Source organism: Peribacillus sedimenti (assembly GCF_046237635.1).
Taxonomy (GTDB): domain Bacteria; phylum Bacillota; class Bacilli; order Bacillales; family DSM-1321; genus Peribacillus; species Peribacillus sedimenti.
Genome location: NZ_CP143547.1, coordinates 1,307,837 through 1,321,606, shown reverse-complemented (window position 1 = coordinate 1,321,606; position 13,770 = coordinate 1,307,837). Strand labels below are relative to the sequence as shown.

Sequence of the window (13,770 nt, the reverse complement as noted above, 5' to 3'; positions counted from 1 at the left end):
GGGTAATTTTTTTTACTTATTTAACTAGAGATTGTAGTGTGTAACATATTTATCTCCAGTGGAAGACCGACGTAATTTTCCGCAAGACTTGCAGCTGCATGATTAGATGATGTAACATAATCCAGCTCGGCTAACTGGATGCCCTGCTCATAAGGAGTATGTTCATAGTCTCTATGCAGCATGGTCGTCATCCACCACGAAAATCTTTGCGCTTTCCATACACGGCGAAGACAAATTTCTGCATAACGGTTTAGAAGATTTTCCTCGCTGATTTTGTAATATTCATGCAGCCCTTTCGCCAATACCTGAACATCAGCAATCGCCAAGTTCAGTCCTTTTGCTCCTGTCGGCGGAACAATATGGGCGGCATCCCCTGCAAGAAACAGATTTCCATAACGCATGGTTTCACAGACAAAGCTCCTCATAGGCACGATATTTTTTTGGATAATAGGACCATCCTTTATTGTCCAGCCATCTTCCATATCTACACGTTCATGAAGCTCCATCCATATCCTGTCGTCTGACCAGTTATTGATGTCATCTTTCGGATCTACCTGTAAATAGTGGCGTTGTATCTCAGGCGACCGTGTACTTAACAAAGCAAAGCCTTTCTCGTGATTTGTGTATACTAACTCTGAATTCACAGGCGGTGTTTTCGCCAGGATTCCCAGCCAGCCGAATGGGTATATTTTTTGCTTTTCCTGTCTGGCCTCTTTTGGGATGGCTTTTCTGCTTGGCCCATGGAAGCCGTCACAGCCCGCAATAAAATCACAGTAAATTCGCTGCAGCTCTTCGCCCTCTCCCGAACGAAACTGTATGTATGGATTCTTGGTTTCAATATTATGCAAACTGACATCCTTCACATTAAAAAATATCTGGCCTCCGGTTTGGAGCCGTGCTTCAACAAGATCTTTGATGACTTCGTGCTGTGCATAAAGCATGATATCTTTGCCGCCTGTCAGATCATGCATGTTGATGCGGTGTCTTTTTCCATTGAATTGAAGCTCAATTCCGTGATGAATATGGCCTTCTTTCATCATCCTCCTGCCGATTCCGAGCTGGTTCATCAAATCCACCGTACCATGCTCAAGTACTCCAGCACGAATCGTTCCTTCAATTTCTTCACGAGACCTGTGCTCTAATATGACGGTTTCAATATGATCAAGATGCAATAGATGGGACAGCATTAGGCCAGCGGGACCAGCTCCTATAATTCCTACTTGAGTGCGCATACATCATGCTCCTTCCAAATTATTAGTAACCGCAAGAAATGACAGCGCTTCCATATACAATGTTATACTGATAAAAATTACAATAAAAGCCCATTGTTCCTCTATATGCAACAAACTGAAAATATTTTATTCAACCTATACTTTTATTTACATCGATATCTAAAAATTGGAACAATATAAGCCGAAATTCCAGGTCATTCTCTGATGTGTTCCAGTCTCTATAACCCTTTTTCATATCCGATGACTGCATAACTAAAAAAAGCCCTGCCTGAAATTCCATTCAGGAAGGCTTTAATTTTAGTATTTAAATTTATTCAACTCATCCCGCAGTTCAACCGCGAGCTGGCTCAATGTATTGGAAGAAGCAGTGATTTCCTCCATGGCAGCATGCTGTTCCTGTGCCAGACCTGCAACATTTTGAGTTTTTGCCGTAGCTGTTTCTGTTATAGACTGTACCTCTTCGAAAGAGGCGGATATTTGCAGAGCATTCACCGACATTTGATCAGATACAGCGCTTACCTCTTGAATTTGTGATGAAACCTTTTGTGTAGCTTCTAAGATTTCGTTGAAAACAAGACCGGTTTCCTGTATGACGCTGACCCCTGTTGCCACATTGTTGGTAACCTGCTTCATTTCATTTACTGTATGTACAGTATCATTTTGGATGGACTTAATAATTTCTGCTATTTGCTGGGCAGAGCTGCTGGACTGCTCGGCAAGCTTTCGTACCTCATCCGCTACAACAGCGAAACCTTTTCCATGCTCCCCCGCTCTTGCTGCTTCAATGGCAGCGTTGAGTGCAAGAAGGTTGGTCTGTGCGGATATATCCGTTATAGCGACGACAATATTTTCAATTTCTTTAGAACGTTGGTCCAGAGTCTGAATCGACTTGGATGTATTATCAACATCCTTTTCAATCTCTTTCATTTGGGCAATGGCATTTTTCAGGCTTATCTGTCCAATCTCAGACTTCTTGTTAGTATCTTCAGATGCTTTAGAAACTAGGGAAGATGTCTCTGCAATCAATTGAATGCCTTTTGAAACCTCCTGAATTGAAGCAGCACTTTCCTGAACCTGTTTTAACTGGAGTTCAGCTCCTGAGGCCATTTCTTCAATGGAAGCTGATACCTGCTGGGTGGCATAGCTGGTTTGTTCAGCACTTGCTAGCAGCTGTTCAGAAGATGAAGCTACATTTTCACTTGCCTGGTGGACAGAGTTTAACAACCTTTTTAGACTGGCAACCATCCCATTGAAGGATTGAGTTAATTGTGATACCTCGTCTTTTGATCCTGTTGCTATTTCTTCTACAGTCAGGTTACCTTGTGTAATTTCTACTGCATATTCATTCAGCTTTGTAAGTGGGCGAATCCTTCTGAAAAGGGCAACGAAGGTCGCACTAGTTGCTATCACTACAAGGACCGAAGAAATAATCATAACAAACAGGCCTGTTTTCACCTTAGCATTTGCCGACTGTGCCTGGTCGGAAGCCCATTTGTCAATCTTCTTCTGGAATTCGATTAAAGGCCCGGATATGCTTTTTTTACCATTGTTATAATCGTACCCAAATACGAACTTTCTTGCTTCTTCCAGCTTCCCTTCTTTTACCGCCTTCATGGCCTGATTTTCTAAAGATACTAGCTTGTTCGAATTTTGCTGGGCCCGTTCCACTAAATCCAGTAATTCGTTAGGCACCTTTAGATCTTTTAAGCGCTTTACGACCTTTTCACGCGTCTTTGTTTCATTAACCTCACGCCAATAGTTATTATAATACCCCTGTTCGCCAAACTGGACGTAAGCCCGTACTTCGTTCGTTAAGTAATCAGAAGACTGTTGGAGCTGCATGGCCAGGCTGCTTAATTCTTTTTCCTTCTCAACGGTATGCTTCTGTTCTGTTATGCTTTGCTGTAAAGAGAAGACACTCCAGCCCGTAATGAGAAAAAGTATTGCCATAATGGCAGCCGTCATTTTCAAAATGGATGATATTTTCATAGCTGTTTTCCTTTCTTGATTGTTCCTTCTAGAACTATATTTCTTTAACTCCCTTTAAAACTATCGGTTAATATTAATATTGTTTTAGTGTGGAGGAAAGGTTAACTCTTTCAAAAATCACCCAATATTAACCAGTTTATGTATAACTATACCAACTAAAAAAGACTCCCATATGATTATGATGTCTCATGTCAATTGTTACTAATCTCTTTTGCACTACAAGTTCTCATTAATAGTATGGATATGAGTTTTACGTTCCTGTATCCGTTAGAGTGTGCTTGAATTTTCTTATGCGTGTGAACGCATACTTATTTATTCAGTTCACACGAATAAAATAAAATTATTCCGCTGTTTTTCCACTCCAATTCTCCTAATAATTTGGTTCGAGCGTAAATTTGAGATTTCGAGCATAAATCCCTGAGAAGCGAGCAATAAATTGAGAATATCGAGCGCAAAATTTCTAATATAGAGCATAAATCACAATCAGTCTAAAGTAGCATGGAAATTAATTTCATTTTTTCCTTCACTGTTCAGTTTTTATCATATATTCGATAAAATTGAACCTACTCCCTGTTTTTCCGCTCCAATACTAAAATTGAGCAAAGATTAAATAGTTGAAGCGTAAATCCCTGAAGATCGAACATCATCACATCAGTCTATTTAAAAAACAAAAAAACAGTAAGAGGAAGCTGTAAACGTTCCCCATACTGCCATTTCTCGAATTTATATGACATATTCACTCTCATTGTTAGAGGTTACTAATGCTGCCTGTTTCTTCTCAAAGGTAATTAGCGCATTCCAGCTTCCCGAAGACTGTCCATCAGCGTAATATGTTGGCGTACATCCGTCTTCAATCATACTGAATAGCATAGCGAGATGCCTTCCTCCCGATTCCACCTTTGCAAATCGGGCATACTCCGGCAGCATATTATATGCCGATTCATAATCTTTATTCATCACAAACTCTACGAACTGCTTATCCATCGAATGCTCTGTGACTGTTGGTTTATTATGCCTTCCGCGGACCAGATTATGAGATAAGGCGCCGCTTGATACAAACACTATTTTTTTCTTGCTTTGCTTTAGAACCTTTGCAATTTCCTGGCCCCATCTATTTGTTTCTTCCAAACTCGCTGCAAGCGTCACAGATAGATTAATAACCGGGATATCTTCATTCGGGACCAAATACCGCAGTGGTACTACGCTGCCATAGTCCCATATATAATATGGATCATTTACTCCTTGAACCTGTAGGCCCGCATCCTGTCCTGCCTTAACAAGCTCGTTTGCCAGCTCCTCATCTCCCGGGTAATGATAAGGCAAATCTTTGATTAGGTCTGGTGCTTCAAACGCAGTTAAGATTCCATCATGGACAGGTGTACAATCCACATAATGAAAAAAGGTGGACGGCCAATGACAAGAAACAAGGACAATAGCATCAGGCTTTATGCTTTCTATTTGCCTCGCGACTTTCTTCATCGATAGCACCAAGTCTTTTTGAAAATCGGGAACTTGATCCTCGTGGCACATACTTGGCACATGGGGTGCGAGCATACTCAACTCAATTGTCATTGCTAACCTCCTGTATTTCATATTTTTCTTGCGGGGATTAAATGGCATTCTAATCGTGAAGCAATATGTAAACAAGAAATGACTGTTGCAAGTGTCTTGTTCAGAATAAAAATATTGATAACGCTTTCAATAAATCGTCTGCGGAAGCTGCAAAACTTATAGCTTTTGCAGGAAACACGCATCGCATTTTCTGTATAACCCATGCTTTTTCATGTTAATTATGATGTCAGATATCACTTTGAAATAGGTTCCCCTGCCTTGCCCCAATGGGTCTTGGGAATCTCCGTCACTATTACTCTAATGTTCTCCTTTGGCGCATCCAAGGTTTCTGAAACTGTAGTTGTAATATTCTGAATCACTTCTGCGATTTTTTCTGCCGGTCTGCCTTCTAATATTTGCACGTTTATGATCGGCATGCCTCTGCCTCCTTTTTATAAGATTTCCCTATTCTGTCACAGTAAAAGAGACTTCACCGAGCCCATCGAATTTCCCGCTTATAAAGTCACCTTGGTGAAACATGATGGCACTTGTAATAGCTCCAGTTAAAATCACATCGCCCTTTCGAACCTTTTCTCCTTTTCTGGAGAGCATGTTTGCAAGCATTGCGACAGAATTTGCAGGATGGCCAAGTACAGCAGCACCTGCGCCCAATTCCTTTATCTCACCATTAATAGACAGTGTGGCTCCCACTAAATCCAATTCATATTGTTCTGGGCGCTTGAGGGCAGTTCCAAACACAACCCTTGAAGTAGAAGCATTATCTGCGATTACATCAGGAAGTGTAAAATTAAAATTTTCATAACGGCTATCGATGATTTCAAGTGCAGGGAGTACATATTCCGTTTTCGCCAACACCTGGGCACCCGTTACTCCTGGCCCTTCAATGTCCTCACCAATAATAAAGGCAATCTCCGCTTCAACCTTCGGGTGAATTAACTGGTTTAGCGAAACGGTTCCGCCATTGTCAATCAGCATATAATCAAAAACATAGCCATATATAGGCTCATCAACATTCATTTGTGTCATTTTAGCCTGGCTGGTTAAACCCATCTTGGGGCCAATTATTCTTTTCCCCTCATTTAATTTGAGATTAACAAGCTCCTGCTGGATAAGATACCCTTCCTCAACGCTTAAATCAGGTTTCATCTCTGCAGTTACTTTTACAACCTCACGTTTCTCAACCTCTGCCGCAGCCAAATATTGCGCTATATTTTTGTATTCTTCATTGCTCATTCATCTTCCTCCTTCCGCTGTCGAAAATACGCTCAAAGCCATCCACCGATGGCCTCAAGTCAAATAAAAATTCACATTTGTATTTTTACCTCTCTCCAACCAATGTTTTTCGTTTGGAGATTTCCGCTGCAACATCTATAATCATATCTTCCTGACCGCCAACCACATTTCTTTTGCCTAATTCGACCAGGATATCGCGTGAATCAATGCCAAACTTTCGGGCAGCATGCTGGGCATGCAGCAAGAAGCTTGAGTAAACTCCTGCATATCCAAGCACAAGGCTATCCTTTGTAATTTCCTGAGGCTTTTCCAATATTGGAGCCACTAACTGCTCTGCAATATCCATCATTTTGTAAAGGTCAATTCCTGTCTTAATTCCCATTCGGTCAAGCACAGCAGCAAGCACCTCTGTTTGGGTGTTGCCTGCGCCGGCTCCAAGACAGCGTATACTGCCGTCAATTCTTGTCGCACCTTCCTTAATGGCAGCAAGGGTGTTGGCCATGGCCAGTGAAAGATTATTATGGCCGTGGAAGCCTAAATTAATGGAGAGGGTGTCTTTTAATGCCCGGATTCTCTCGGCCACCTCATGCGGGAGAAGTGCACCAGCCGAATCGACAACATATACAGTATCTGCTCCGTAGCTTTCCATGAGCTTGGCTTGCTCTACCAGCTTGGAAGTCGCAGCCATATGGGACATCATTAAAAACCCTACCGTTTCCAATCCCAGATCCTTCGCCAACGCAATATGCTGCGGAGCAACATCTGCTTCCGTGACATGGGTCGCAATTCTGGCCATTTTTGCACCCAGTTGTGCTGCTTGTTTTAATTCTGGCATTGTTCCGATACCTGGAAGCAATAAAACTGCTATTTTCGCATTTTTTGCTGTGGCTGCCGCTGCCTCGATCAATTCCATCTCATTTGTTAATGATAACCCATATTGCAATGAAGACCCGCCTAGGCCGTCTCCGTGCGACACTTCAATGTAAGGGACATTTGCTTCATCCAATCCTTTCACAACCGCAGTTACCTGATTCACTGTGAATTGGTGCCTGACTGCGTGGCTGCCGTCACGGAGTGCAACTTCTGTAATCAAAACATCTCTGCTATCCGACATCTGGTTCCACCCTCCTTTATACGGTTAATTGGGTAATCTTATATTTCGCCCATTCTTCAGCAACTTTTACAGAGGCTGCTGTCATGATATCCAAATTTCCGGAATAGGTAGGCAAATAGTCTCCTGCCCCCTCCACTTCAATAAATACGGTTACTCTGTTGCCATCAAAGATTGGTTCCTGTCTCAGTCTATAGCCTGGTACGTAGGCTTGCACCTGTTTCTCCATTTCCTTAACCGACTCAGCAATCTCTTGTTCCTTCACATCGGGACCTTCCACCAGTGCATGTATCGTGTCCCTCATGATAATTGGAGGTTCTGCCGGATTTAGAATAATAATCGCTTTCCCTTTTCTGGCTCCTCCGATTATTTCGATGCCGCGAGCAGTTGTCTGTGTAAACTCGTCGATATTCGTCCTTGTTCCGGGTCCAGCACTCCTGCTTGATATGGTGGCGACAATTTCAGCATATTCAACAGGCTGCACACGATTGATGGCATGTACGATGGGAATCGTCGCCTGGCCGCCGCATGTGATTAGGTTGATATTGTCCGCGTCCAAATGTTCCTTTAAATTTACTGGGGGAACAACGAAGGGCCCAACTGCTGCCGGTGTTAAGTCCAGCACCTGCTTGCCTGCTTCCCGCAGCAATTTCGCATGTCTTATATGCGCCTTTGCAGATGTCGCATCAAACACAATATCAGCAAGCTCCGGACGTTCCAAAAACCCTTTAATGCCGGTATCGATGGTTTCATATCCAAGCTCCCTGGCCATTCTTAATCCATCGGAGTCAGGATCTATCCCAATAACTGTTGTGAGCTCCAGAAGATTTGACCTACCCAGCTTCAGCATCAGGTCTGTACCAATATTTCCGGAACCCAATATAGCAACCTTAACTTTAGTCATGCCTGCTCCCCTTTCTTTCCAATACTAAAATCGGACACTTACCTGGCCCAGGTGCGCAAATCTCGCGGTAAACACATCGCCAGATTTGGCCTCTGCTGCAGCGGAAAGGGCACCGGATAAAATAACCTCGCCAGGCATCAATGAAATATCAAAATCTGATAATCTATTGGCCAGCCATGCAACACAATTAGCCGGATTGCCAAGGGCCGCTGCTCCAACTCCTGTATTTACAAGGTCTCCATTCTTTGTAAAAGCGACCCCTAACAATTCAAGGTCGACATCTTCCACCTTGGCCGGTTTGCCTCCCAATACATAAAACGCAGAAGAAGCATTATCTGCAATAGTATCCTGCAGCTTGATTTTCCAATCCTTAATCCGGCTGTCGACGATTTCCAGTGCTGGCACGATGTAATCAGTAGCCTGAAGCACGTCAAGCGCCGTTATATTAGGTCCTCTTAGTTCTTTTTTTAAAACAAAAGCAATTTCTGCTTCTACCTTTGGCTGAAGAACCTGCTCCATGGAAACCAATCCGCCATTTTCAATGACCATATTGTCCAGCAAATGTCCGTAGTCCGGCTCGTTCACGCCAAGGAGCTTCTGCATGGCCAAAGAAGTAAGGCCGATTTTTTTCCCTACTATTTTATTTCCCTCTTCTACTTTTTTCGCTATGTTTTCCAGCTGGATGGAATATGCTTCATTTACAGAGAGATCAGGATATAAAGCTGTTAAAGGGTCTATCGCAATTGCGCTGCTCTCTGCTTCAGCAAGCAATTCTGCATATTCTACTATTTTGGCAGTCACCGGCACTTGCCTCCTTATAATTTAATAGTTATATTGGAAAGCTCAGAGTAAAAATCAATGCTGTGCATACCGCCGGTTCTGCCGATTCCGCTGTTCTTCATTCCGCCAAACGGTGTTCTCAAGTCACGCAGGAACCAGGTGTTTACCCAGATGATTCCTGCTTCAATCTGATGGGCAACGCGGTGAGCTCGCCTTAGATCATTGGTCCAGATCGTTGCACTCAGGCCGTAGTGTGTATCATTTGCCTGCATGATCACTTCTTCTTCCATATCAAATGGGGTTACTGTCACAACAGGACCAAAAATCTCTTCCCGTACACAGCGGGAATTACGGTCCAAGCCAGTTATTATCGTAGGTTCCAAATAATATCCTTTCTCCATTCCTTCCGGCCGTTTTCCGCCTGTCAAAATATCGGCCCCATCTTCCCTGGCTATATCAATATAGCTGTTAACCCGGTCATAATGCTCCTTGCTCACCAGAGCTCCTACATCCGTATCATCCTTTTCTGGATTCCCAACCTTTAATTCTTTCACTCTTGCAACAAATTTGTTTAGAAATTCTTCATATGCCGGACGTTCTACATAAATCCGAGAACCGCACAGGCAGACTTCCCCTTGATTGATAAAGCTGGATTTGATCGTAGTATCGATTACTTCATCCAAGTCAGAATCGGCAAAGATGATATTTGGATTTTTTCCTCCCAGCTCATAGGAAAGTTTTTTTAACGAGCTGGCAGCTGCTTTCATAATCGCACTGCCTGTCCCCGGTTCGCCGATGAAGGATATGGCATCGATATCCGGATGCTCTGAAATTGCACCGCCAGCTGAATTTGGACCGAAACCGTGGACGAGGTTTACTACTCCGTCCGGAACTCCCGCTTCCTTGCAGATTTCCATTAACACTGTAGCTGTCATCGGTGTCCATTCAGCTGGCTTGATGACCGCAGTATTTCCCATACCTAAACAAGGAGCAAGCTTCCAGGTCAATAATAATAGCGGCAGATTCCAGGGCTTGATGATGCCGACTACGCCTACAGGGCGCCGATAAGAATAATGAAGTGCCTGCTGGTCCTGCTGATAGGCATCTGTTCCGACGGATGTTATATAATCTGCGAAAAAATGAAAGTTAAAGGCCGCACGGGGAATATCAATTTTATTTGCCAGCGCGAATGGTTTACCCGTATCCAAAGATTCCAAATGGGCAAGCTCTTCCTGTCTTTCCAGGATTAAATCACCAATGCGGCGCAGGATCTTGGAGCGTTCGGCCGTTGTCGTGTTCTTCCACGGACCATTCAGTGCACGCCTTGCAGCCCTTACTGCAAAATCCACTTCTTCCTTTCCGCCTTCAGCGACGGTACCGATCACTTCCTCTGTTGCAGGATTGATGTTTTCAAATGTTTTTTTGTTTTGAGATTCAACAAATTGCCCGTTGATAAAGTGCAGGCAATCAATGGCACGTACTCTGCTTTCTACTAACATTTTTAGTCCTCCTCAAGCTAGTAATACTATTTATAAAATTCATAATTTTATGGTAACGCTTACTTTTTACGCATACAACGTTATCGTTGCTGTATGTGCAACAAACCAAAAATATTTTCGTTTTCTTTATTTACCGAATCATGATTCTTCATCCCGGCGTAAGAATCAATGATGTCCTGGCCGCGCTTGACAAGAAATTCCCTGGAGACCGAAGGACCTCCTTAAATATGGCGGAGGCTAATTTAGGCCAAGAAATTTAGGCAAAACTTCACTTCATCTATTCTGGAGGATAAGAAGACTTGTTTGTAAAACCAAAAAAACAAGGGCAGTCCCTTGTCTAAGCTTTAGCGTATCTCGATATTTTTTCCAGTAGATCTTCAGTGGTGAAAACTCTTCCAAACACTTTGGAAATGGTAGCCAGGGTAGCTTCATGCGACAGTTGATCCAGCCCTCCGTTGGCATCACTGACAAAGGCAACCTTGTAGTCACGCATAAACGCACTCCGGGCAGTAGACTCACAGCAAACATTGGTTACCGTGCCAGTAATGATGATGGTGTCGACCTGATTCATTCCCCGGATATTGTTGATTACTGTATCCAGGGCTGTATTATAAAAAGCATCATACCTATGCTTTGTTATCACCGTTTCATGTGCAAGCGGCCTCAAATCCTCCACGATTTCCGCACCATATGAATCATTTCGCATTCCTGATTTTTTCAACAGCGGATTATATGCAGTTTCAAGGGGCGATATATCTACATGGTCATATAAAACATGCCGGGTAAAAATCACGGGAACGTCATTTTCCCTGCAATGCTCCACCAATCTTTTCATATTGGGCAGCAATTCCCTAGCCATGGGCACTTCCATCACTGCACCTTCGTTGACAAAATCATTCTGCATGTCGACCACCAATAATACTGCCTTGTTTTTATCAAACTCCCAGGGTGCATACACGTTTTCTGTCATATCCATCTCTCTCTTTCATGATTAATATTAGCTTTTCCAAGCACTGCAAGAATGGATGGATCATAGTTTTCCATCTCTCTCTTTCATGATTAATATTGGCTTGTCCAGGCACTGCAAGAATGGGTGGATCGTAGTTTTTGAAACTTACCCTTGAAGCAGAAGCACACCATATTTATAATAGGACTTAAAAATTGTCTGAAAACTACAGGAGGGAGGCCAATATGCAACTTCATCAATTACGGTATTTCTTGGCAGTGGCCGAGCATCTGAATTTTACCGAAGCGGCAAAGCATTTATTTGTGGCTCAATCCGCTGTAAGCCAGCAGATTGCGTATCTGGAAAAGCAAATAGGCGTTAAGCTTTTCCAGCGCAATAAACGGTCCGTCCAACTGACCAAAGCAGGCAGCGTCTTCTTGCAGGCAGCGGTAGAAATCGTAAATAAAGCGGAAGAAGCGATTGAAAAAGCGCGCAAGGCTGAAGCAGGATTCATAGGACGGTTAAAAATAGGTTTTCTAGCTGCTCCGGTTAGGGCCTTTTTGCCAGAGTTGATCCGGCATTTCAATCATAAATATCCGAATATTGAAATAGAACTGAACCATTTCAACTTACGCCAGCTTAACGAAGAGATTAAAGACAATGATTTAGATATAATGTTCACAATTTCGCATGGCCTTGAAAATATTGGCGGACTGGAATACAGGACTCTCTTTTCAGAGGACTGCTGTGTCTTCATGCATAAGGATCATCCGCTGGCAAAGAATGAATCGGTGCACATGGCAGATTTGGCAATGGAACCATTTGTGCTCCGGGACAGGCAGGAATCCCCGCAATGGCACGACCATACTCTGATGCTTTGCCGCAGGCATGGTTTTTATCCAAATATAGTAAGCCAGACAAGACGTATTGAAACTGTATTGATGTTTGTCGATGCAGGTATAGGAATCACTGTATTTCCAAGGTATCTGCAAATGTACGCAAGTCCTAACCTTCGTATTATGGATATTGAAGACGCAGAGATGATTGATATTGTCGTCTGCAGGAAGAAAGCAAATCTGAATCCATGTATCTCCTTGTTTCTCGAAGAACTTGACAGCCTCATAACACCGCATTCCGACGAATTCGTTCCCACACCAACCTGATACACTTTTATGCATTTAACGAAGATAGGCACAAGCAGCCTTTTCACCTGGTTGTGCCTATTTTTGTTGAATTTTGTGACCTAGTTTACCGGCGGGGCATGGGCTTCCAAACGCTGTACGCTCTGCTTCAGCTTGATTGGTGCAGTTTCTGACAGGCCGAAAGCGATTATGCCTCCTATTAATGCCCCCGCAAACGCAATCCAGAGAGGTGCTTCAAGTCCCCAGGCGTCTGCAGCCATACCTGCCACTACTGGTGCCACACAGCCACCCACAATTTCACCTACCAGCTGAGTAACTGAAATTGCGCTGGCTACCAATCCAGCCGGCATTGATTCTCCTGGGATAATTGCCATAAATAGCGGGAAGCACGCCTGTCCTACCGCAGTGAGGAAACCAAGGAGCATCATCGTTCCAACAGAACCATGTATCATGGCCAATACAACCGGTGACAGGCTTGCTACCAAGCTAAATATGATTAGGGTAGGCTTTCTCCCAAACTTGTCTGAAATGGCCGGTCCGCCGAATCCCCAAACAAATGAACCAAATCCGATTGCTGCCATGATTAATCCCATTTCTCCAGGCGTATATCCTTTTGAAGTCAAATAAACCGGTGCAAATGTTGTAAAAACGAACAGCCATGTCATAAACACTGCAGAAATAATGGTACATAATAAAGTATTCCGATTTTTATAAACTTCAGCATATTCCTTCCTGGTTATCTTTTTCGGTTCCGCAGCAACATCTGAAACCTTTTTAGGCTCCCTCATATATTTGGCCAGAATAATAAACATGATCAGGCCAGGAATACCCACAAGATAAAATGCCCCATGCCAGGAATAATGAACAGCGACTGCTGTCACAATGATCGGTGTAAGCGTAGAACCAATCAGCCCCACGGAGCTTTGCATGAAACCTGAGTTGAATCCGCGGCGTTTTGGAGTTGACTCGGCAAGGATAGCAGACTGAGCAATCGGCTGGACAGGACCTTCAGCGAGACCCATGGCTCCGCGAACTAGAATCATGCTCCAAAAGCTGGTCGCAATCCCGGATAGAAAAGAACAAATCGAGAACAGCAGCGTTGCAGGCAAAAGGACTTTCCTCTTTGATCCGATTAAGTCGGAAATTGAGCTGAATATCCAGCCCGATAATGCCCATGTAATCGCAAGCACTGATACAATCAATCCTAAATCTGTATTGGATAATCCCATATCTGGGGCAATAAAGGGAAATAAGAACACGATACTTAAACGTTCCATGAACACAAAGCCAAACGTAAAAAACATCATTAGGACGATCCCATTCTCATATCGGAAAAAAGATTTCTTGTTAAGGTCGTTCATA

The 13,770-nt window shown here is 43.3% G+C and carries 12 protein-coding genes; 1 reads left to right on the top strand and 11 read right to left on the bottom strand.

Annotated elements, in window-relative coordinates; genetic code table 11:
• Positions 1-20: 20 nt before the first annotated feature.
• The 10 genes from pobA to V1500_RS06590 form a co-directional block, all read right to left on the bottom strand.
• Positions 21-1,232 carry a 4-hydroxybenzoate 3-monooxygenase gene (gene pobA / locus V1500_RS06635; RefSeq protein ID WP_409304792.1) on the bottom strand — a complete coding sequence of 404 codons (1,212 nt, stop codon included), beginning with the start codon at positions 1,230-1,232 and terminating at the stop codon, positions 21-23.
• Positions 1,233-1,529: 297 nt separating this feature from the next.
• The gene (locus V1500_RS06630; protein WP_409304791.1) at positions 1,530-3,221 is read right to left on the bottom strand and encodes a methyl-accepting chemotaxis protein; all 1,692 of its coding nucleotides are present in this window, start codon (positions 3,219-3,221) and stop codon (positions 1,530-1,532) included.
• Between the two features lie 723 nt (positions 3,222-3,944).
• The gene (locus tag V1500_RS06625) at positions 3,945-4,793 is read right to left on the bottom strand and encodes an extradiol ring-cleavage dioxygenase (RefSeq protein ID WP_409304790.1); all 849 of its coding nucleotides are present in this window, start codon (positions 4,791-4,793) and stop codon (positions 3,945-3,947) included.
• Between the two features lie 233 nt (positions 4,794-5,026).
• Positions 5,027-5,209, bottom strand: coding sequence for a 4-oxalocrotonate tautomerase (locus V1500_RS06620; RefSeq protein ID WP_409304789.1), 183 nt, complete (start codon positions 5,207-5,209; stop codon positions 5,027-5,029).
• 28 nt (positions 5,210-5,237) lie between these two features.
• Positions 5,238-6,026 (bottom strand): 2-keto-4-pentenoate hydratase, encoded by a 789-nt coding sequence (locus V1500_RS06615; RefSeq protein ID WP_409304788.1) that lies wholly within the window; start codon positions 6,024-6,026, stop codon positions 5,238-5,240.
• A gap of 85 nt (positions 6,027-6,111) precedes the next feature.
• A complete protein-coding gene (gene dmpG, locus V1500_RS06610; protein ID WP_409304787.1) occupies positions 6,112-7,140 on the bottom strand; it encodes a 4-hydroxy-2-oxovalerate aldolase in 1,029 nt (342 codons plus the stop codon).
• A gap of 16 nt (positions 7,141-7,156) precedes the next feature.
• Entirely contained in the window at positions 7,157-8,041 is an 885-nt protein-coding gene (locus V1500_RS06605; RefSeq protein WP_409304786.1) for an acetaldehyde dehydrogenase (acetylating), read from the bottom strand.
• Positions 8,042-8,065: 24 nt separating this feature from the next.
• The gene (locus tag V1500_RS06600; RefSeq protein WP_409304785.1) at positions 8,066-8,842 is read right to left on the bottom strand and encodes a 2-keto-4-pentenoate hydratase; all 777 of its coding nucleotides are present in this window, start codon (positions 8,840-8,842) and stop codon (positions 8,066-8,068) included.
• Positions 8,843-8,856: 14 nt separating this feature from the next.
• Complete coding sequence (locus V1500_RS06595; protein ID WP_409304784.1) at positions 8,857-10,320, bottom strand: aldehyde dehydrogenase; 1,464 nt, start codon at positions 10,318-10,320, stop codon at positions 8,857-8,859.
• A 337-nt stretch (positions 10,321-10,657) separates the two neighbouring features.
• Positions 10,658-11,290 carry an isochorismatase family protein gene (locus V1500_RS06590; protein WP_409304783.1) on the bottom strand — a complete coding sequence of 211 codons (633 nt, stop codon included), beginning with the start codon at positions 11,288-11,290 and terminating at the stop codon, positions 10,658-10,660.
• A 221-nt stretch (positions 11,291-11,511) separates the two neighbouring features.
• On the opposite strand from V1500_RS06590, the gene V1500_RS06585 reads away from it, so the two are divergent.
• Complete coding sequence (locus tag V1500_RS06585; protein ID WP_409304782.1) at positions 11,512-12,429, top strand: LysR family transcriptional regulator; 918 nt, start codon at positions 11,512-11,514, stop codon at positions 12,427-12,429.
• 80 nt (positions 12,430-12,509) lie between these two features.
• Here the strand turns inward: V1500_RS06585 and V1500_RS06580 are convergent, their stop codons facing one another.
• Positions 12,510-13,769 carry an MFS transporter gene (locus V1500_RS06580; RefSeq protein WP_409304781.1) on the bottom strand — a complete coding sequence of 420 codons (1,260 nt, stop codon included), beginning with the start codon at positions 13,767-13,769 and terminating at the stop codon, positions 12,510-12,512.
• Position 13,770: the final 1 nt, after the last annotated feature.